18 protein-coding genes and 1 pseudogene are annotated in these 19,878 nt (G+C 66.9%); 9 read left to right on the forward strand and 10 right to left on the reverse strand.

The genetic code is table 11. The features are described from left to right. Positions 1-11: 11 nt before the first annotated feature. Both pntB and AB0876_RS07175 read left to right on the forward strand, forming a co-directional pair. The gene (gene pntB, locus AB0876_RS07170) at positions 12-1,451 is read left to right on the forward strand and encodes a Re/Si-specific NAD(P)(+) transhydrogenase subunit beta (RefSeq protein WP_491841857.1); all 1,440 of its coding nucleotides are present in this window, start codon (positions 12-14) and stop codon (positions 1,449-1,451) included. Positions 1,452-1,562: 111 nt separating this feature from the next. Further along, entirely contained in the window at positions 1,563-1,946 is a 384-nt protein-coding gene (locus AB0876_RS07175; protein ID WP_491841856.1) for a RidA family protein, read from the forward strand. 65 nt (positions 1,947-2,011) lie between these two features. Here AB0876_RS07175 and AB0876_RS07180 read toward each other — a convergent pair whose 3' ends face one another. Continuing rightward, complete coding sequence (locus AB0876_RS07180) at positions 2,012-4,801, reverse strand: cadherin-like domain-containing protein (RefSeq protein WP_526041591.1); 2,790 nt, start codon at positions 4,799-4,801, stop codon at positions 2,012-2,014. A gap of 123 nt (positions 4,802-4,924) precedes the next feature. Between AB0876_RS07180 and AB0876_RS07185 the strand changes: the two genes are divergently transcribed. Together AB0876_RS07185 and AB0876_RS07190 are read left to right on the forward strand one after the other, a co-directional pair. Further along, entirely contained in the window at positions 4,925-6,085 is a 1,161-nt protein-coding gene (locus AB0876_RS07185) for an ROK family protein (RefSeq protein WP_526041592.1), read from the forward strand. 49 nt (positions 6,086-6,134) lie between these two features. After that, positions 6,135-7,274: an acyl-CoA dehydrogenase family protein gene (locus AB0876_RS07190; protein ID WP_526041593.1), complete on the forward strand. Its 1,140-nt coding sequence runs from the start codon at positions 6,135-6,137 to the stop codon at positions 7,272-7,274. Here AB0876_RS07190 and AB0876_RS07195 read toward each other — a convergent pair. Beyond that, positions 7,249-8,163, reverse strand: coding sequence for an alpha/beta fold hydrolase (locus AB0876_RS07195; protein ID WP_526041594.1), 915 nt, complete (start codon positions 8,161-8,163; stop codon positions 7,249-7,251). The genes AB0876_RS07190 and AB0876_RS07195 overlap by 26 nt on opposite strands. 91 nt (positions 8,164-8,254) lie before the next feature. Between AB0876_RS07195 and AB0876_RS07200 the strand changes: the two genes are divergently transcribed. Beyond that, positions 8,255-9,868, forward strand: a complete 1,614-nt coding sequence (locus AB0876_RS07200; RefSeq protein WP_526041595.1) for an LCP family protein — start codon at positions 8,255-8,257, stop codon at positions 9,866-9,868. Between the two features lie 6 nt (positions 9,869-9,874). Here the strand turns inward: AB0876_RS07200 and AB0876_RS07205 are convergent, their stop codons facing one another. Next, positions 9,875-11,041, reverse strand: a complete 1,167-nt coding sequence (locus AB0876_RS07205) for a sensor histidine kinase (protein ID WP_526041596.1) — start codon at positions 11,039-11,041, stop codon at positions 9,875-9,877. 1 nt (position 11,042) lies between these two features. Beyond that, the gene (locus AB0876_RS07210; RefSeq protein ID WP_526041597.1) at positions 11,043-11,693 is read right to left on the reverse strand and encodes a response regulator transcription factor; all 651 of its coding nucleotides are present in this window, start codon (positions 11,691-11,693) and stop codon (positions 11,043-11,045) included. A 42-nt stretch (positions 11,694-11,735) separates the two neighbouring features. On the opposite strand from AB0876_RS07210, the gene AB0876_RS07215 reads away from it, so the two are divergent. Both AB0876_RS07215 and AB0876_RS07220 read left to right on the forward strand, forming a co-directional pair. Further along, entirely contained in the window at positions 11,736-12,617 is an 882-nt protein-coding gene (locus AB0876_RS07215; protein ID WP_526041598.1) for a LysR substrate-binding domain-containing protein, read from the forward strand. A 46-nt stretch (positions 12,618-12,663) separates the two neighbouring features. Further along, positions 12,664-13,905, forward strand: coding sequence for an MFS transporter (locus AB0876_RS07220; RefSeq protein ID WP_526041599.1), 1,242 nt, complete (start codon positions 12,664-12,666; stop codon positions 13,903-13,905). On the opposite strand, the gene AB0876_RS07225 is transcribed toward AB0876_RS07220, so the two are convergent. Continuing rightward, entirely contained in the window at positions 13,851-14,336 is a 486-nt protein-coding gene (locus tag AB0876_RS07225) for a DUF1348 family protein (protein WP_526041600.1), read from the reverse strand. The two genes, AB0876_RS07220 and AB0876_RS07225, sit on opposite strands and share 55 nt — an antisense overlap. A gap of 55 nt (positions 14,337-14,391) precedes the next feature. Between AB0876_RS07225 and AB0876_RS07230 the strand changes: the two genes are divergently transcribed. Both AB0876_RS07230 and AB0876_RS07235 read left to right on the forward strand, forming a co-directional pair. Beyond that, entirely contained in the window at positions 14,392-15,609 is a 1,218-nt protein-coding gene (locus AB0876_RS07230) for an acyl-CoA dehydrogenase family protein (RefSeq protein WP_526041922.1), read from the forward strand. After that, positions 15,606-16,403, forward strand: coding sequence for a tyrosine-protein phosphatase (locus AB0876_RS07235; protein WP_526041601.1), 798 nt, complete (start codon positions 15,606-15,608; stop codon positions 16,401-16,403). The genes AB0876_RS07230 and AB0876_RS07235 overlap by 4 nt, the downstream gene beginning before the upstream one ends. Positions 16,404-16,799: 396 nt before the next feature. Here the strand turns inward: AB0876_RS07235 and AB0876_RS07240 are convergent, their stop codons facing one another. The 5 genes and pseudogenes from AB0876_RS07240 to AB0876_RS07260 all read right to left on the reverse strand — a co-directional run bounded on the left by AB0876_RS07240 (position 16,800) and on the right by AB0876_RS07260 (position 19,874). Continuing rightward, the gene (locus AB0876_RS07240; protein ID WP_526041602.1) at positions 16,800-17,327 is read right to left on the reverse strand and encodes a YceI family protein; all 528 of its coding nucleotides are present in this window, start codon (positions 17,325-17,327) and stop codon (positions 16,800-16,802) included. After that, positions 17,324-17,830 carry a DUF456 family protein gene (locus AB0876_RS07245; RefSeq protein WP_526041603.1) on the reverse strand — a complete coding sequence of 169 codons (507 nt, stop codon included), beginning with the start codon at positions 17,828-17,830 and terminating at the stop codon, positions 17,324-17,326. The genes AB0876_RS07240 and AB0876_RS07245 overlap by 4 nt, the downstream gene beginning before the upstream one ends. Beyond that, a complete protein-coding gene (locus AB0876_RS07250) occupies positions 17,827-18,549 on the reverse strand; it encodes a class I SAM-dependent methyltransferase (RefSeq protein WP_526041604.1) in 723 nt (240 codons plus the stop codon). Before AB0876_RS07250 ends, AB0876_RS07245 begins: the two co-directional genes overlap by 4 nt. A 102-nt stretch (positions 18,550-18,651) precedes the next feature. Beyond that, positions 18,652-18,900: pseudogene (locus AB0876_RS07255) on the reverse strand (haloacid dehalogenase type II); the annotation flags it as partial. Between the two features lie 2 nt (positions 18,901-18,902). Further along, positions 18,903-19,874 carry an NADPH:quinone oxidoreductase family protein gene (locus AB0876_RS07260; protein WP_526041605.1) on the reverse strand — a complete coding sequence of 324 codons (972 nt, stop codon included), beginning with the start codon at positions 19,872-19,874 and terminating at the stop codon, positions 18,903-18,905. Positions 19,875-19,878 lie beyond the last annotated feature (4 nt).

A 19,878-nucleotide genomic window follows, 5' to 3' on the forward strand; every position in this document is an offset into this window, starting at 1 on the left:
GAATGGATTCCATGTTCACCCTAGAAAACGTTGCCACGGCCGCCTACGTCGTCGCGGCACTGCTCTTCATCCTGGCTCTGGCCGGACTGTCCAAGCACGAGACCTCCCGTGCCGGAAACACCTTCGGCATCACCGGCATGGCGATCGCCCTCATCGCGACCATCGCGCTGGCCTTCGACCGCGAGATCGAGCCGCTGGGCCTGGCCCTGTTGATCGGCGCCATGATCGTCGGCGCCGCGATCGGCCTGTGGCGCGCCAAGGTCGTCGAGATGACCGGCATGCCCGAACTGATCGCACTGCTGCACAGCTTCGTCGGTCTGGCCGCGGTACTGGTCGGCTGGAACGGCTACCTGGACGTCGAGAACGCCCCCACCAGCCACGAGGCCGTGAAACTTGCCGCCGAGGGCATGACCGGCATCCACTCGGCCGAGGTGTTCATCGGCGTCTTCATCGGTGCCGTCACCTTCACCGGCTCGATCGTGGCGAACCTCAAGCTGTCGGCCCGCATGAAGTCCGCGCCGCTGATGCTGCCCGGCAAGAACTTCCTCAACATCGGTGCGCTGGTCGTCTTCGCCGCACTGACCGTCTGGTTCGTCGTCGAACCGCACCTGTGGCTGCTCATCGCCGTCACCGTGCTCGCGCTGCTGCTCGGTTGGCACCTGGTCGCCTCGATCGGCGGCGGCGACATGCCCGTCGTGGTGTCGATGCTCAACAGCTACTCGGGCTGGGCCGCCGCAGCATCGGGCTTCCTGCTCGGCAACGACCTGCTCATCATCACCGGCGCCCTCGTCGGCTCCTCCGGTGCCTACCTGTCGTACATCATGTGCAAGGCGATGAACCGGTCGTTCATCTCGGTGATCGCCGGCGGGTTCGGCATCGAAGCCGGACCGGCCGAGGACAAGGACTACGGCGAGCACCGCGAGATCAACGCCGAGGGTGCGGCCGAGCTTCTCGCTCACGCCGACTCGGTGATCATCACCCCCGGTTACGGCATGGCCGTGGCCCAGGCCCAGTACGGTGTGGCCGACCTGACCCGCAAGCTGCGTGAGCGCGGCGTCAACGTCCGCTTCGGCATCCACCCCGTCGCGGGCCGCCTGCCCGGCCACATGAACGTGCTGCTGGCCGAGGCCAAGGTGCCCTACGACATCGTGCTCGAGATGGACGAGATCAACGACGACTTCGACGGCACCTCCGTCGTGCTCGTGATCGGCGCCAACGACACCGTCAACCCGGCTGCGTCCGAGGACCCGTCCAGCCCGATCGCCGGAATGCCGGTGCTCACGGTCTGGAACGCCGACAACGTCATTGTGTTCAAGCGCTCCATGGCCTCGGGTTACGCCGGTGTGCAGAACCCGCTGTTCTTCCGCGAGAACACGCAGATGCTCTTCGGCGACGCCCGCGACCGCGTCAACGACATCCTGGCGGCGCTGCCCGCTGCGGAACGCGTCTAGGTTCTCTGCCGAGCAGTCCCCCGTAAGCGGGAGATCCCCAGTGGAAGCCCCCTATTTCCTTGGAAATAGGGGGCTTTCGCGTCTGCCCGCGGAGAGACAAGGAGATCGTCCATGAAAATCGTTGTTCCGCAATGGATGCAGCCGATGTACGACGCCCACCATTTCGCGCCCGCGGTGATCGACGGCGACCACCTGCGCTGCTCGGGGATGATCGGGATGCTTCCCGACATGTCCGTTCCGGAGGATCCACGGGCCCAGTTCACCCAGGCCTTCTCGAACCTGCAGGGGCTGTTGGCGGAGGCCGGGCTGACGTTCGCCGATGTCGTCGACATCACCAGCTACCACGTCGGCCTGCAGCAGCATGTGCAGGTTTTCGGCGAGGTCAAGGACGAGTTCGTGCCCGCGCCGTATCCGGCCTGGACGGCTGTCGGCGTCACCGAGCTGGCCATGCCGGGCGCGCTGGTCGAGATCCAGATCGTCGCGCGGATGCCTTGAACGCCAACCGCTCCGACGCACTCTCCGTGAGGTGAGCGGGTCGGAGCGGTTGGGCCGTTCGTGAACTACATGTTCGCCCTGTCGTCGTCGATCCTGTCCTGATCGTTGACGCTCTGCACGTCACCGTCGAGGTCAGAGGTGATGTGGCCCGTCATCGTCCGCTGAAGCTTGTTGATCGTGGCGTCCGCCTTGAGATATCCGGTGTGCTCTCCCGTGACGGTGATGTCGGCGAGGTAGCGGATGGATGACTGGCTGGCGGTGGTATCGGTTGATTCGGTGCCGTTGAGGATCATTCCCTGCTCGTTGACGTAATCGGTGTAGGTGACGGTGCGGACGATGTGGCCTGTCGTCGCATCGGTCGCCTCGGTGACCACCGCGGTGCCGCCGCCGGCACCGGCATACGTTCCGGTCGGCGGCAACGGTGCTGTGCTGGGCACGTATGTCTTGAGTTCGGGAGCCCATGTCGGATCCGGGGTGGTGCGATCACCCGCCACGGGGCCGACGCTGGTGGTGTAGTTCACCTTGGCGATGACCAACCGGGTGTCTGTCGCATCAGCCCCGCTGGCTTCCCAGAACGCCACCGCATCTCCGGTGTTGTTCCAGCTCGCCATGCTCCGGGCGGTGTACCCGTCACCGTCAGCGAACACCGGAATCCCGTTCTCGCCCTTCAGGTCATCCTCGATTGCGATGACCCATTCCTGGTTGGTGATATTCGTCGAATCCCCGGTTCCCCGGTACGCCTCGTACACCGCGCCCTGGATGTCCGCCGGCAGGAACGCCGGTCGGACGATCCGCGACATCGGCGTCAGCGCGTCGTACCCTCGGGTGCTGCCGACCGCGATCCACTGCCCGTTGGGGGACATGTCGATGTCCTCGTCGTAGTCGAGGTTGCCGGTCAGGCGGGTCACCTCTCCGGTCTCCAGGTCGACGACGATGTCGTCGACGTTCCCCGCCTCGTATCGCCCACCGAGGATGATCACGCCCTTGCCGTCCGGGGTCCACTGCTTGCCTTCACCGACGGGATAAACCACCCTGGCATCGGCGATCTCGTAGCCGGCGTCGGTTCGTTCCAGCCGCCCCACCACCGGTACCGCGGTGATGAGACCTTGCGGGCTCATCTGGATCTGGCTGAACAGCACGTGCGTCCCGTCGGGGGAGATGCGCATCTCACGCTGAGGGTCGAGGACGCGTGTCCCCGCGGGCGGGGTGATGACGGGAACCAGTTGTTTGCCGTCAGCTGTCTCTTCGTAGACGACGTAGGAGTTCGGGCTCGTCGTGACCTGAATCATCAGCCGACCCGAACCATCCTGGAAAGGAACGACTCTCGACAGGCCGGCAGTGACTTCGGTGGACACGCCGCAGGTGATGCACTCGACGTCGTTGCCGTCGACGCTGATCCGATAGATCTCCTGGCGGCCCCCTTCTGCCGGCGTGGCCCCGAAGTAGATGGACTGGCCGTCCTCCGAGAATCGCGGGGTGTTCGGGTTCTTGATGCCGTCGGAGAGATCCAGGATCACCCGCTCGACGGTCGGATTGAGCACCGTGAGGTCGACGTCTTTCTGCGCGGTGCGCGGCTTGAACAGCGCCAACAGGTTGATCCGGTTCCCGTCGGTGACCGACACCGTGAACGTATCCGTTTGCGCCGCATCATAATTGATGTCATCGGGGGTGTAGGTGAACTCACCGGTCTGCTGATCGATGGTCACCGTGCCATGCTCGGGGGCCTTGGTGACCGTGTATGTCAACGCGTCACCCTCAGCATCGGTCACACCGATGTTGCCGGTCACCGTCTGCCCGGTCTGCACCGTGGTCGTCGGATTGCTGACCACCGGAGCCTGATTGAACAGATTGCGCCGAACCCACCCCAACACCGCCCACGCCATCGGAGTGAACGGGTCCGGAGCATCCGGAGACGGCGCCAAGAACGGATTCAGCAGATTCGTCACAATCCCGTTGAGCAACCCCGCCGGATCAGTAGGCGCAGCCACCTGAGACCTCGGAGCCACCGCAGCCGTGGCGATCTGCGCATTACTCGCAGTCGACACCGCCAGCGACTTGGCCTGGTAGGCAGTAGCCGCCAACTTCGGCGCGGCGAGCCTCTCGCTGAGATGCTCCGAAACCTTCTCGGTGATCGTGCCCGTCACCTGTTCCACCCGCTCGAACGATCGCTTGACCGTGTCATTGATGTTCACCGGACTCAGTGACGCCGGGGGCTGGGCGGTATCTGAGGTGCGCGCCGACGCGGTGCTCGGCTTGAGAGCCTTGCCCACCGAGAGGTCCAGCACCGTCGAGCGAACCTTGTCAGGTATCGAGGTCAGCGCCTTCAAGGGCACATCGATCGCCTCCTCCATCCCCGCCTGCTTTCCCGGTTCCTTCTGTGTCCCGGCGCTTTCGGCATCTGGAGCAGAATCAGCATCGTTCGCGCGTGCTCCACCACTGCTGCTGACCGTCACTCCGGGCGCCAGGTCCTTGGTCAACGACGTCTTGCCGGCCCGCTTCGGCTTGGTGGTCTTCTTGGCCCAGCCCTTGCCGACCGTGGGGCCGGTCTTGGTCGTGTCGCTCGATCCGACCCCCGCCGTCCGGTTCGCCGTCGTTCCGGTGGACGCTGCACCCGACGGCAGGTTCGTTGAGCTGGCCGTAGCGGAATCCGACGACGACGTACCGGTGGTGTCGGCAGCGGCGATGCCATAGCCACTGGCTACCGCGGTGACCAGCCATCCCGCCACCACGACGCCGCTGTACGCGCCGATTCTCGCGGTAGTTTGAGTTGTTGTCCGAGACGCCGTCGCCCGTGCCGGCGCACTCGACGAAGGCGAGGCGAACTGGGGGTTGATGAGGGGGTTACTAGCGGTCATGGCGCGGCTCCGATGCCCTAGATGCCTATTTAATTTCTGTGCCGAACTTAATAGCAGCATATTGTTGAGACCGTCAAGGAGGTTCTGCTGAAGCGGTCAGAATCGGCGCGACAGGAGAAGCAGGTGTTGCATCTGCTGCACCGCCAGCGCGTCGTCCACCTGTTGCGGACCGAAGGTCCGCTGGCCCGAGCCGACCTGGCAGATCGGCTCGGTCTGAGCCGACCGTCGATCACGACCATCGTCGGTGAGTTGATCGACGACGGAACCCTCGTTGAGCTGGATTCGCGTGTCGAGGGCCCGGGCTACCGCGGACGTCCGCGCAAACTCCTCGGCTGCAATCCGCAGGCGCGTCGGGTCCTCGGTATCTGGATCGACGAACGACGGGCGCGGATCGCGGTTGCCGACGCGACGGGAAACATCTCCCACGAGGACGAGACACCTACCGCCGGGAGAACCTCCGCATCCGTGATCCGGTCGATCATCCGCATTGCGAAGCATCTGATCGACGAGCCTGCAGGCGGTTCGGTCGCGGCTGTCGGGATCTGTATACCCGGATTCATCGACAGCACAACAGGTTTCGTCGTCGAGTCGAAGTCACTCGGCTGGGCCGAGGTAGAACTGGGTGCGCCGATTGCCCGTGCGCTGGGGGTCCCGACCGCTGTCCAGGACACAACACAAGCCATGACGCTCGCCGAGACGATTGCCGGCGAGGCCAGGGAGGTACGTTCGGCACTCGTACTCAATTGTGGAGGCCATGTCGATGTCGGTCTGATCATCGGCGGGCGACCGTATTCCGGTGCGACCGGAGTCGCCGGTGCCATCGGTCATATGCCCGTCGCCGGCAGCCACGCGAAATGTGCTTGCGGACGGGTCGGCTGCGTCAATGCCGGAATGTCGCTGCACGCCATGCAGTCGGTCGCCCCGCAGACCGAAGGTATGCCACTGAAGGAGATCGATGTCGATGCAGTGGCGCGTGAGACAAGCCGAAACCCGCAGTCCCAGAAGCTTATCCGCGATGTCATCGACCAGATCGCCCGCACGGCAATCTTGATCGAAGCGGTGGTCGATCCCGAGATCCTCATCCTGTCCGGGCTCATCACCGAGTTCGAGGACCTCATCGTCGCCCTCGAATCGCGTATCGACGAGATCAGACCACCCGAGAGGCGTGGCCGCACCACCACCGTGCGCTCACAGATCGGCCGCGACTACCGGGTCGCGGTCATCGTCGCCCTGCAGCAACTCGATCCCGACATCGCCGGGCTGTTGCACACCCCGGCTTCGTAACGCGCCGGGGATCGCCTCCCACCGAGCAGAGAAACTAGGATGTGCAAGTATGCCGGTTGATCGCCTCCTTCCCTCTGACGACGCTCGTGACCTCATTGCGCTGACCCGCGATGTCGCCGACAAGGTCCTGGACCCGATCGTCGACGAGTACGAACGCGACGAGAAGTACCCCGAAGGGGTCATGGCCCAACTCGGCGCGGCGGGGCTGCTGAGCCTGCCGCAGCCCGACGAGTGGGGTGGCGGTAGCCAGCCCTACGAGGTCTACCTGCAGGTTCTCGAGGAGATCGCGGCGCGGTGGGCCGCGATCGGCGTCGCGGTCAGCGTGCACAGCCTGTCCTCGCACCCACTGCTGGCCTACGGCACCGAGGAGCAGAAGAAGCGCTGGCTGCCGGGCATGCTCTCCGGTGAGCAGATCGGCGCCTACAGCCTGTCGGAGCCGCAGGCCGGCTCCGATGCCGCCGCCCTGAACTGCAAGGCCACCCGCGACGGCGACAACTACGTCCTCAACGGCTCGAAGGCGTGGATCACCCACGGTGGAAAGGCCGACTTCTACACTCTGTTCGCCCGCACTGGAGAGGGCTCCAAGGGCATCTCGTGCTTCCTGGTCCCCGCCGATCTCGAGGGCCTGAGCTTCGGGAAACCCGAGGAGAAGATGGGCCTGCACGCGGTCCCGACCACCTCGGCGTTCTACGACAACGCCCGCCTGCCCGCCGACCGGCTGATCGGCACCGAGGGCCAGGGCCTGTCGATCGCGTTCTCCGCGTTGGACTCCGGCCGGCTCGGCATCGCTGCCGTCGCGGTCGGCATCGCCCAGGCCGCCCTGGACGAAGCGGTCCGGTACGCCAACGAACGAACCACGTTCGGCCGCAAGATCATCGACCATCAGGGCCTCGGGTTCCTGTTGGCCGACATGGCCGCCGCGGTGGTCAGCGCCCGCGCCACCTACCTGGACGCCGCGCGCCGCCGCGACCTCGGCCTGCCCTACTCAACCCAGGCCAGCGTCGCCAAACTGATCGCCACCGACGCCGCCATGAAGGTCACCACCGACGCCGTGCAGGTGTTCGGCGGCGTCGGCTACACCCGCGATTTCCAGGTCGAGCGGTACATGCGGGAGGCCAAGATCACCCAGATCTTCGAAGGCACCAATCAGATTCAGCGCCTGGTCATCTCGCGCGGCCTGGGGTCGTGACGAACGGCGTCACCGCGGCCAGGAACTGATCGGGCTGCTCGACCATCGGGGTGTGTCCGGACCCTTTGATCACCACAGGCGTCAGCCCGGCCGCGGTGTAGCGCTCCACATTGGGCGCCGTCGGGGTCAGCACATCCTCGTCGCCCCACAGCACGAGCACCGGCTTGTGCAGTGCGGCAAGCGTTTCCACGGTCGGGTGCGGGCCTTCGGTGGAATCGCACAACCCGGTGTAGGTGAGTCGCTCCAACGAACGGTGGGCGTAGTCGGGCACCGGATAGTCGGCGGCGAACCCGGTCTGAAGTGAACTCTCGCTGATCGCGTCGACGCCGCGGACAAGATCCATCGCCGGCCCGATCACCGGCCAGCACACCATTTTTCCGAGTAGCGGCATGCTGACCAGATCGTCGGCTCCTGGGGTGTCGGAGACCACGACCCGCTCCACCAGGTCGGGATACTGCCGGGCCAGTTCGGCCGAGACCGCTCCGCCCATCGAATGCCCGATCAGCACCGCGTGACGCACGCCGAGTGCCACGAGCGCGTTGTGCACCGCCGTAGCCTGCGCATCAGAGCGGTACGCGGCACCGTCGGCGGGCGCCTCCGAACCGCCGTGACCGACCAGATCGATCGCGATCACCCGCTGGTCTCGGGCCAGCTGCGGAGCCACCTTCTCCCACCACTCCATGGAGGCCGAGTACCCGTGCAGCAACACCACCGCGCGTTCCCCCGGCGGCCCGTACTCACGCACGTTGAGGTCGGGACCGTCCAGTTCCAGCACGTGCCCGCCCGCGAACGGCTCGGCCTGATGGTGCTCCTTGTTCGCCACCAGTTCATTCAGCAGCAACGCCACCACAGCCAACAGCAGCACGACGACGGCGATGCGCAATTTCATCCTGCGCACGGTAATGCCAAGACGTCGGCGTTGACCAGCAGATTTCCCCGGTGGAACGAGTCTCAGCTAACGGCCCCATAATGACAGGGCAATGAACACACCTGCCCACGCCGCCAGCGTCCCCCGGCACCGTATGCCGCGTCGGGGCGTGCGGGCCGCCCGCCGCGCCGCAGCCGGCCTGGTCGCGGCATCAGTGGTGGCCGGTACCGGTGCGGGCTGGGTGACCTACCACGGGGCCCTGGACGGCATCACCACGTCCAACGCCCTCGAGGGTGGGCCGATGTCGGCCGGCGACACCGAGAACATCCTGATCATGGGGCTCGACAGCCGGCTCGATCAGCACGGCAACCCGCTGCCCGAGGATGTCTACCAGGCCCTGCACGCCGGCGACGAGACCGTCGGCGGCTACAACGCCAACGTGCTGATCGTGGTGCACCTGCCCGGTGACGGCGGCCCGGCCACCGCGTTCTCGATTCCCCGCGACGACTACGTGGACCTGGCCGGCTGCGACGTCTCGCCGTGCAAGGGCAAGGTCAAGCAGGCCTACGGTTGGGCCTATCAGCGCGAGATGGACTCGCTGGAGGCCGACTCCGACGATCCGTCGGCCAATGAGCAGCAGGCCCGTGAGGCGGGCCGCAAGGCAGAAATCGCCACGGTCCGCAACCTGCTCGGCATTCCGATCGACCATTTCGTCGAGGTCACCCTCGGCGCATTCTTCGAAATCGCCAAGGCGGTGGCACCGATCACCGTCTGCCTCAACGCCGACACCTCAGATCCATACTCCGGGGCAGACTTTCGCCAGGGTGTCCAGGAGATCGACGCGGCCCAGGCGATGGCCTTCGTGCGTCAGCGTCGCGACGTCAACGACGAGAACTTCACCGACCTCGACCGCACCCGCCGCCAGCAGGCGTTCATCGCCGCACTGGTATCGGCGCTGGGCAAGAGCGGAACGCTGAACAGCCCGGCCGGATTGCGCAGCCTGCTGGGCGTGGTCAAGCAGAACGTCGCGCTCGATGCGGGATTCGACCTGGCCAGTTTTGCCCGGCGCGCGTCGGCGCTGACCGACAAGCCGCCGACGCTCTACACCCTGCCGATCAAGGAGTTCAGCCAGAATTCCAACGGCGAGGACATCAACCTCGTCGATGTGCCCACGATCCGCAAGATCGTGCACGACCTCGTCTCCAAGGATGACGCCACGTCGTCGTCGGCACCCACCAGCAAGGCACAGACGCTCAATGGCCATGGTGCGGTGCTCGACGTGGTCAACGCGTCCACGTACAGCGGCCTGGCCGCCCAGCTCGAAACCACCTTCGGCGCGCACGGATTCACCGAGGGGCAGATCGGCGACGGTGAATCGCTGGCCGCCACCACCACGATCGACTACGGAACCGGCGCCGAGGCCGCCGCTCAGTCACTGGCCGACGAGCTCGGCGTGATCGCGAGCCCGTCGTCCGAAGTGCAGGCCGGTACCGTGCAGCTGACGCTGGGGACCGATTTCCCCGGCGACGAATACCTGACGGGATCGGACGATGCGACATCGGAGTCCGGCTCGGACTCGACCTGGGACTCGAGCAGCGAGACGACGGAGGAGACCACGCCCAGCACGCCGGTGACCACGGTGGCCGCCACCGCGACCGGTACCTACACCCCGGCCCCCACCGACCTGAGCCAGATGAAGGTCTCCGGCATCCCCTGCGTGAAATAGTCGCGGCTACAGCGTGACCCGGACCTGGGTGCCGAACCCGGGCTCCGAGCTGATCGCCATCGATCCGCCCATCGCCTCGATGCGCACCTGCAGTGAGGCCAACCCGATGTGCCCCTCGGCCACGGACTGAGCCAACATCGACGGGTCGAACCCCGTGCCATTGTCGGCCACAGTCAGGACGACGCGCTCCCCCGAGCGGTAGAGGCCGACGGAAATCGTGGTCGCCCCGGCATGTTTGTTGATGTTGGCCAGCAGTTCGCGCGCGGCGCGGTACAGCAATGCCTGCCCGACGGCGCGCCCGACGTCCTCCAGATCCGCCCGCACCGTGATATCCGGCCGAGTCTCATACTGACGCAACAGTTCCCGCACCGCCGGGGTGAGTCCCAGCTGAGCCAGGACCTGCGGATGCAGTGCGGTGACCGTGGAGCGCAGCCCGACGGCGGTCTCCTGCAGCGCGGCATGGACGCGGTCCAGCCCGGGATCCGGGATGCGTTCGCGGATCTCGTCGAGGTCGAGGCGCGCGGCGAGCAGGGTCTGCAGTGGCCCGTCGTGAAGGTGCTCGGCCAGTTCGGCATTGCGCAGATCGTCGGCCCGGGTGGATTCCGAAACCAACTGGCGACGCACCTCCATCAAGGTCCGTACCCGCGCCGAGCGGCGCGCCAGCACGAATGACAACGCCGCCGACGCGACCGCCAGCCAGGCCAGAAAGCCCACGTGCATGTACACGATGTCGGGCAGGCCGACGTTGTCGTCGCGCTCGGAATACAGGATCCACACCGCGAGATATCCCACTGCGGTACTGCCGCCGAGCAGTGCGGTCAGCCATGGACGATCCTGGAACGCAACGGATATGGGCAACAGGAAGAACACCGGCAGCAGCGCCGCGGTGGCCCCGCCCGAGACCGCGCACAGGGCGACCAGCACCAGTACGTCCACTGCGGTCGAGGCCCATTCGGCCCACGGCGGCATGGGCCCGCGGAACACCACCACCAGCCACAGCACCGCCACGGCGGCGTAGACGCTCAGGATCACCGCGTACAGGACAGGCAACCAGTGGTCGACGTCCCACACCGAGACCAGCACCACGATCAGACCGATCAGCGGCAGCCGCAGCAGCGCCGAGACCCGCACGGGCTGGGTGGTGAAGAATTCGACGACGCGCCCGCCTGCCATGTCAGTCCAGCAGCCGGCGGCGCATCGCCTCCGCGACTGCCGCGCCCCGATCCCTGACGCCCAGCTTCTCGTAGAGGCGCTGCACGTGGGTTTTCACGGTCGACGGGGCCAGGAACAGCTGCTTGGCCATGGCCGGGATGGAAAGGCCCTTGGCGATCAGGTCGAGCACCTCACGTTCCCGTGGGCTGAGCACGGGAACGTCGGGTTCGTTGCGACGACGGATCTCGCCGGCCAGCCCGGCCGCCAGGTTGGGGTCGAGGACGTCGCGGCCCTTGGCGCACGACAGCACGGCGTTCACCAGCTCGCTGCGGGTGGACTCCTTGGACAGGAATCCGGCGGCCCCCTGCTGCAACGCGGTGTAGACGATCGCCGACTCGTCGTGCGCGGAGACCAGCAACACCCGGGTGGGCAACTCGTCACGGCTGACCGCGGCCGCCACCTGGGCCCCGTCGAGTTGTGGCATGCGGTAATCGAGCAGGGCGACCTGCGGCTGGTGGGTCCGGATCAATTCCAGTGCGTCGGCGCCGTTGTCGGCCTCGGCCACCACGTCGATCTCGCCGCTGGAGGTCAAGGCGCGCACGACACCCTCGCGGAACATCGGGTGGTCATCACCCACGACCACCCGCACCTTGGCGACCATGCGACACAGCATGGCACAGGCGGACCGGTGATCAGCGCGTTTAGAGTCGGCGGTATGCATCTGGACGAGCTGCAGTGGTTCGTGGTGCTCGCCGAAACCGAGCATGTCACCGACGCCGCAGCCGAACTCGGCATCAGCCAACCCACCCTGTCGCGCGCACTGGCCCGGCTCGAGGAGCAGGTCGGGGTTCCGCTGTTCGATCGGGTGAACCGGCGGCTGCGGCTCAACGCCTACGGGCACATCCTCTTGGAGCACGCCCGCCGCAGTATCAGCGAAATCCGTACGGCCACCGAGAGAATCGCCGAATTACGCGACCCGGACACCGGGACGGTGCGGCTGGCCTTCCTGCATTCGCAGGCCGGCTGGTACGTACCGGATCTGTTGCGGCGGTTCCGCACCGAGGCTCCGCGGGTGCGATTCGAGCTGTTCCAGGGTGCGGCCCACGAAATCGTCGAACGCCTGGCCGGCGGTCAAGCCGACCTGGCGATCACCTCGCCGCGACCCGAGGGCTTTCGCTGGCGCGGGCTGTACATGGAGCGGCTGTGCCTGGCAGTGCCGCGCGAGCACCGTTTCGCCCGCCGGTCCAGGATCCGGTTGGCCGACGCCGGTGCCGAGCCCTTCGTTGCCCTGGCGCCGGACTTCGGGTTGCGGCAGCTCACCGACGAACTGTGCGCCGAGGCCGGCATCTCGCCACCGGTGGTGTTCGAGGCGATGGAGATCCCGACCATGGAGGGGCTGGTGGTCGCGGGTTTCGGGGTGGCGGTGGTCCCGGTGCCCCGGGCCGAGCGGGCCGAACCCGGGGCCGCGTACGTGCCGCTGTCGGAGAGTTCGGCCAAACGCCAGATCGGGCTGACGTGGACCGCCGATCGCCCGCTGCCCCCCGCGGCGGCCCGCCTCGCCGAATTCATCATGCAAAATATTCATGAGATTGAGTAAATTTATGTATTGGACACATCTTTGCCGGCGTCCTACCGTCGGCTGAGTGTCCACCTCCCTGACCTCCGTTGAATGGCGCGGGCATTCCCGCGGCTCGACCGAGTACCGGAGGCTGCTGGCCGCCTTGTTCTGTGCCGGTGTCGCGACCTTCGCCCAGCTGTACTCGCCACAAGCCGTACTCCCGCTGATCGCCCACGACCTGGGCACCGGCGCCGCGCACGCCGCCTTGACGATCTCGGCGGCCACCGTCGGACTGGCACTGGGTGTGATCCCGTGGTCCGCTCTGGCAGATCGCATCGGCCGGGTCCAGGCCATGACGATATCCATCACTGCAGCAACGGTTCTCGGCCTGATCGTGCCGTTGGCCCCAGGTGCCGCACTGCTGCTGTCCGGTCGGCTGCTCGAGGGACTGATGCTGGGCGGGGTGCCCGCGGTGGCCATCGCCTACCTCACCGAGGAGATCGATGCCGGGCACGCCGCCCGCGCGGCAGGCACCTACGTCGCGGGCACCACCATCGGCGGATTGGCCGGCCGGCTCGTGACCGGGCCGATCGCCGAGTTCGCCGGATGGCGCGTCGGCGTCCTCGTGGTCGCGGTGTTGTGCGGTCTGTCGGCGTTCGCATTCGTCAAACTCGCCCCGCCTGCGCGGGGCTTCACCCCGGCCCGCAGCCGCAACCTGGGCCGTCGGCTCGCCGAGAACCTCCGCTCACCCCGTCAACTCGTGCTCTACAGCCAGGGCTTCCTCCTGATGGGCGGCTTCGTGGCGATGTACAACTTCCTCGGTTTCCGGCTGATGGCCACCCCGTTCAACCTGCCGCAGACCGTCGTCAGCCTGGTGTTCCTGGCCTACCTGTCGGGCACCTGGGCCTCCGCCCGGGCCGGCGCCGAGGCCAGTCGGTTCGGCCGCAAGACCGTGCTGCTCGGCTCGATCGCCACGATGATCGCCGGGGTCGCGATCACGCTGGCCGGCAATGTCTTCGTGGTGCTGATCGGGCTGGTGATCGCCACCGCCGGGTTTTTCGGTGCGCACGCGATCGCCTCAGGTTGGGTGGGCGTCGCCGCCGGCGACGGCAAGGCCCAGGCGTCCTCGCTGTACAACCTCTTCTACTACGCGGGATCCAGCGTCATCGGCTGGGTCGGCGGGCTGGCGTTCGACGCCGCGGGATGGCCGGCGGTGGCCGGCACCGTGATCGGTCTGGCGGTGGTGGCGGGGGTGCTGGCCTCGACGCTCAACTACCAGAGCTCGATATCGCGACCGTACTCCGCTTCCGGGCGCGGACCGAAGTAGCGCCGCTGCGACTCCTCGATCGCGACATCGTTGATGCTGGCCTCCCGCCGGGCCATCAGGCCCTCGGGGGTGAACTGCCACAACTCATTTCCGTAACTGCGGTACCACTGTCCCTGTGCGTCATGCCACTCGTACTGGAACCGCACTGCGATCCGGTCCTCGCTGAAAGACCAGAGCCCCTTCCTCAACACGTAGTCGAGTTCGCGTTCCCACTTGCGGGTCAGGAACGCCACGATCTCCTCGCGCCCGACGATGTGCTCGGCACGGTTACGCCAGACGGAATCGGGTGTGTACGCCAGGCTGACCTTCTCCGGGTCACGCGTGTTCCATGCGTCCTCGGCTGCTTGGACCTTCCGGAGGGCTGTTTCGAGAGTGAAGGGCGGGAACGGCGGGCGGCTTTCGGGTGGGACGGGGGGCGGCATTCCAGTCATGCCACCTTTCTACCTGTCTAACCATGTGGCTATCGTGGCTGGCATGGACTTCGCTCTGTCGGCCAAAGCGGCTGATTACCACTCCCGGTTGACCGACTTCATGGTGGAGCATGTTCTCCCCGCAGAAGCCTCCTACCACGCCTATCGCGAGGAGAAGGGCCCGAATGATCACACGGTGCCGCCGGTGGTCGAGGAGCTCAAGGTCAAGGCGAAGGCCGCAGGCCTGTGGAATCTGTTCCTGCCGTCGGAGTCCGGGCTGACCAATCTGGACTACGCGCCGCTGGCCGAACTGTCCGGGTGGAGCCTGGAGATCGCCCCCGAGGCCCTCAACTGCGCCGCGCCGGACACCGGCAACATGGAGACCCTGCACCTGTTCGCCGACGAGACCCAGCGCAAGCAGTGGCTGGAGCCGCTGTTGGCCGGCGAGATCCGCAGTGCGTTCGCGATGACCGAGCCTGCCGTGGCGTCCTCGGATGCCCGCAACATCGAGACCACGATGCTGCGCGACGGGGCCGACTACGTGATCAACGGCCGCAAGTGGTGGATCACCGGCGCGGCCGATCCGCGCTGCAAGATCCTGATCGTGATGGGCCGCACCAATCCTGACGCCGCGTCGCATGCCCAGCAGTCGATGATCCTGGTGCCGGTGGACACCCCCGGGGTGGACATTCAGCGCTCGCTTCCCGTCTTCGGCTGGCAGGACCAGCACGGGCACTGCGAGATCGTGTTCGACAATGTGCGGGTGCCGGCGGAGAACCTGCTGCATGAAGAGGGCAGCGGTTTCGCGATCGCCCAGGCCCGGCTGGGGCCGGGCCGTATCCACCACTGCATGCGCGCCCTCGGTGCGGCCGAGCGGGCGCTGGCGCTGATGATCGACCGGGTGCAGAAGCGGGTCGCGTTCGGCAAGCCGTTGGCCGAGCAGGGCGTGGTGCGTGAGTCGATTGCCAAGTCCCGCAACGAGATCGATCAGGCCCGACTGTTGTGTGAGAAGGCGGCCTGGATGATCGACCAGGAAGGCAACAAGGCCGCCCACGTGCTGGTCTCCCAGATCAAGTCGGTGGCCCCGCAGGTTGCCTGCGACGTGATCGACCGGGCCATCCAGGTGCACGGCGCAGCGGGCGTCAGCGACGACTTCCCCCTGGCCAGGCTGTACTCGTGGCACCGCGCGATGCGGTTGTTCGACGGGCCCGACGAGGTCCACATGCGCACCATCGCGCGGGCTGAGTTGGGCCGCGAGAAATCGCCTCTCGCTGCGGCGGTGATCGCGCAGTGACCACCGAGCTGGGGGAACTGTCGGGGGCGTGGAACTTTCGCGACGTCGCCGAGATCGCCGGAATCCGGCCGGGCCTGCTGTACCGCTCCAGTGAGTTGAGCCGGCTCACCGACGACGGCCGCGTGGCGTTCAGCGGGCTGGGCATCACCGACGTCGCCGACCTGCGCTCGCATCAGGAGGTCGCGCGGCGCGGGCCGGGGCAGGTCCCCGACGGCGTGACGGTGCACATGCTGCCGTTCCACCAGGACGACGAGTCCAATCAGGACGCACCACACGAGTCGACATTTCAACGGGTGATGGCCGAATCACCCGACGGCGAGGACGTCTCGGCATCCGCGCGCCGCTACATGACCGAGGTGTACGAGGAGTTCCCGGGCCTGCCCGGTGCGCATACCGCTGTACGGCAGGTGATTTCGTTGCTCAGGGCGAACCGCCCGGTGATCGCGCACTGCTTTGCAGGCAAGGACCGGACCGGGTTCACCGTGGCGACCGTGCTCACCGCAGTCGGCGTGGACCGCGACACGGTCATCACCGATTTCCTGCGCAGCAACGACGCGACCGTCGCCCTGCGGGAACGCATCATGGAATCGGTACGGGCCCGCGCCGATTCGGCCGAGGCCATCACCTACGCCGAAGCCCGGTTATCCGACGACGTGCTGGGTGTGCGTGAGGAGTACCTCGATGCGGCGTGGGCGAAGCTCGACGCCGCGTACGGGTCGGTTCAGGGTTTCCTCGAGGCGTCGGGGGTGTCCGCCGAGGAACTCGCCGCGCTGCGGGCCAGCCTGCTCGGGTAGCGGCCACTCGGTCAACGGCGGCCGGGAAGCGCGGCGCTGGAACAGGTGTGTCGTGCTGCCCACCTATGCGCGACAATTCAGCGACAATCGCCTCGCAGGCATCGCTGACCACACCTGCCACAGCGCAGATCTTTACCCACGCCACTGGCGCCTCATTCGCCTCGCATGCAACGGATTTCGGGTTGTCCGACTATCAGCGACAGTGTCGCTGATAGTCGGGCACTGGACGGGTGAGGCTGACGATGCCAACGAGACACCGGGGTCGAATGTGACGGCTAGCTTTGGGGCCACTGAGACGCACGTCGACGCATGAGGCGATTGTCGCGGAATTGTCGCTGATAGTCGGGCACAACGCCGATAGCTTCGAAACGCCGTCGCAGCAGTGACTCGCCGCCCTCAGGCCGGCCGGGTCGCTGCCAGGCTCACCCCGACCTCATCGGCGACCTTCATCGCACCCATCAGCATCGAGTACTGCTTGAGGCCGAAATCGCTGTGCCGCACCGAAGCCGCACCGCGCAGGGAATCGTCGGAAACCTCGACCTCGACGGTCTGCTCACCGGAGTGACCGGCAAGCTCGAGAACCCCCACGAGCCGGACCACCGAACCGGAGCACTCGATCGACGTGGACCGGAACCGGGCCTGTGGAAACTTCTTCGCGCGCAACGTCTTCAACGCGTTCGATCGGATCAGCAGCTTCTCGGCACCCGACAACGGAGTCATACCGCCCTCGCCCCGGAGCACGTCCAGGGAGTCGAGGTCCACCGTCACCTCGACCCCCGAAGGTGTGTCGCCATCCCATTCCACGGTCGCGTGCCACGAGCGCATCGCGATGGTCAACCGATGGCCCATCCGCGACGCACTGCCGGTCACCCCGGTGTGGAGCAGCAACTCGCCCGAGTCGGGGCCCAGGTCCCAGTGCGTCACGCGGCGATCACCAGACCCGTCACCCAGGTGATCGTCGCGAGTAACGCTCCGGTCAGCTCGACGCCGACCGACAGCGCAACACCTTTGAGCGCGTGCACAGTCGACGTCCAGGCCCGCCGGTAATCGCGCCGCGAAGCCAGCTCGGCCAGATACACCCCGGCGACGAAGCCGATCACCAGCCCGATCACCGGGATGACGAAGAACCCGATCAGGCCGAGCACCCCACCGGCTGCCAGGCTCCAGATCCCCACCTCCGCGGCCCGCATCCGGCGTACCGGCCAGACGTACTTGATCACCTCAGCCGTCACGAAGAACACCGCTGCGACCCCGAGCGTCACCCAAGCGACGGTGGCGTGGCCCGTACCGGCCTTGGCTTCCCAGACTGCCCACACCGCGATCGCCGCGAAGACCAGGAACCCGCCACCGGGCAGCACAGGCAGCACGATGCCGAGGAGTCCGATGGCAATCACCAATGCGACGAGAACAACGCCGAGGGTGCTCACGGTTTCTGCCCGCGCACCCACTGCATGGTGCCCATGGTCTTGGACCGCACCCGCTCCAGACCCAGCCCCTCGAACCGGTCGGCGAGCTCATCTTCGGCGAAGAAGCGGGCGCCGCCCTTCGACAACAGCTGCGCCGGTCCCCGGTTCGTCGCCGTGGGCACCATGATCGCCATCCGCCCGCCCGGGCGCAGCACCCGCACCATCTCGGCCAGTGCGGCCTCTGCGTCGGGGATCAACTGCAACACCGCGATCGACGTCACCGCATCGAAGACGTCGTCCCGGAACGGGAGCTTCTGGGCGTCGGCACGCAGGAAACCGACCTGGCGGCCCGCTTCGGCCTCGACCGCGCGGGCCAACATCGGCTCGGAGATGTCCACACCGAACGCGAACCCGTCCAGTCCGGCCGACCGCGCCAGCGCGGCCGTCACATTGCCCGGTCCGCTGCCGACGTCGAGCGCGAGGCCGCCGGGCGGGATGTTCAACCATTCGGTGGGTTCCTGCCACGCCGTCATCAGCTTGCGGCCGATCCCCTGGGCGTTGTCGTACAGCATGGACCCGAGCGGGGACGCCCACACCTTCTGGATGAATCCCGCGTTCTTCGGGGCGTCACTGCCGTCGCCCAACAGGTCGAGATACCCCTTGCTGATATCCGGCTCGGCCGGCGGATCGGCGAGAAGCTCGAGCGCCTTGCGTAGTGCCTGACTCGATGCGGTGTCCACACCCCTACGCTACGCACCAAGTTGGTCGGCAAGGTCGACAAAATCGGACGCGACGATGTCGAAACCATCGGCCCTGACGTCGTACGGAGTCGCGTCCGGGCCTGCCTCGACACCTGCCTCCTCGAGCAGTGGGACCAGGATCGCGCGATGCAGGTCGTCGATCCCGGTCCACGGCAGCTCACCACGTCGCACCCGGTCCATCGCCGGGGCATAGCCGGCCCGCCAACGGTCGGCGAAGACCGGCCAATCCCGTTGCAGCCCACGGCCTTTACCGAAGGCTTGTAGCTCACCGATGATGCTGGACCGCCAGTCGACGACGGTGCCGAACACATCGAAGGCCAGGGCTTTCACTGCTACGGTTCCAGGACGAGCTTCCCGCGCACCTGGCCACTGGCCAGCGCATCGAGCGCTGCCGCCCCCTCGGACAGCGGGTACCGCACCGGCGCCGGGGGACGAAGCCCGCCGGCCACCAGCTTGTTGAGCTCGGCGCCGACCTGGGCCTGAGCGGCGGGGTGACGGCGGACGAACTCGCCCCAACCCACGCCCACCACGCTGACGTTGCGCAGCAGCAACCGGTTGACCTTGACCGTCGGAATGCCGCCGCCTGCGGCGAACCCGATGACCAGCAGCCGGCCTTCGGGCGCCAACACCCGGATGGCGTCGTCGAAGGCCTCGCCGCCGATCGGGTCCACGACCAGATCGGCGCCTTCACCTCCGGTGGCGTCCATGACCGCCTGGCGCCAACCGTCGGTCAGCGGCAGCACCACATCGGCGCCCACCGACGAGACGAACTCCTCGGCCCCGGACCGGTGGACCATCGCAATCACCTTGGCGCCCATGGCTTTGGCCAGCTGGATCGAGGCGACACCGATACCACCGGCCGAGCCGAGCACCAGCACCGTCTCCCCGGGAACCAGCCCACCGCGGCGGGCCAGCGCGAATTGCATCGTGTAGTAGTTGCCCAGCAGCGACGCCGCCTGGCCGTCGTCGAGACCGTCGGCGGTCGGGATCACATTGGCCGGCAAGGCTGCCACCTGTTCGGCGTAGCCGCCCAGCATCGTCATCGCCGACACCCGCTGGCCCGGGGTGAATCCCGAGCCCTCGGGTGCCGAGCGCACGGTTCCGGCCACCTCCATGCCTGGGGTGAACGGCGGTTCGAGCCGTAGCTGGTACTCGCCGCGCAACAACAGCAGATCAGGGAAGCAGACGCCGGCGGCGCCGACGTCGATGATCACGGCTTGACCGGAAGGATCAGCCACCTCATCGACGTCGGCGTACGCCAGCCCGGATGTGCCGGTAAGTGCCTGCGCTACAAGCGCCTTCACGTAT

The organism is Mycobacterium sp. NPDC049093, assembly GCF_040704635.1.
GTDB lineage: Bacteria > Actinomycetota > Actinomycetes > Mycobacteriales > Mycobacteriaceae > Mycobacterium.

What these genes read in the sequence shown, in the direction of transcription:
- AB0876_RS07195 (WP_526041594.1), bottom strand. Translation starts at nt 8,163, where the DNA reads ATGAAATTGCGCATCGCCGTCGTCGTGCTGCTGTTGGCTGTGGTGGCG.
- AB0876_RS07225 (WP_526041600.1), bottom strand. Translation starts at nt 14,336, where the DNA reads ATGACTGGAATGCCGCCCCCCGTCCCACCCGAAAGCCGCCCGCCGTTC.
- AB0876_RS07180 (WP_526041591.1), bottom strand. Translation starts at nt 4,801, where the DNA reads ATGACCGCTAGTAACCCCCTCATCAACCCCCAGTTCGCCTCGCCTTCG.
- AB0876_RS07205 (WP_526041596.1), bottom strand. Translation starts at nt 11,041, where the DNA reads ATGGCAGGCGGGCGCGTCGTCGAATTCTTCACCACCCAGCCCGTGCGG.
- AB0876_RS07215 (WP_526041598.1), top strand. Translation starts at nt 11,736, where the DNA reads ATGCATCTGGACGAGCTGCAGTGGTTCGTGGTGCTCGCCGAAACCGAG.
- pntB (WP_491841857.1), top strand. Translation starts at nt 12, where the DNA reads ATGTTCACCCTAGAAAACGTTGCCACGGCCGCCTACGTCGTCGCGGCA.
- AB0876_RS07210 (WP_526041597.1), bottom strand. Translation starts at nt 11,693, where the DNA reads ATGCTGTGTCGCATGGTCGCCAAGGTGCGGGTGGTCGTGGGTGATGAC.
- AB0876_RS07200 (WP_526041595.1), top strand. Translation starts at nt 8,255, where the DNA reads ATGAACACACCTGCCCACGCCGCCAGCGTCCCCCGGCACCGTATGCCG.
- AB0876_RS07190 (WP_526041593.1), top strand. Translation starts at nt 6,135, where the DNA reads ATGCCGGTTGATCGCCTCCTTCCCTCTGACGACGCTCGTGACCTCATT.
- AB0876_RS07175 (WP_491841856.1), top strand. Translation starts at nt 1,563, where the DNA reads ATGAAAATCGTTGTTCCGCAATGGATGCAGCCGATGTACGACGCCCAC.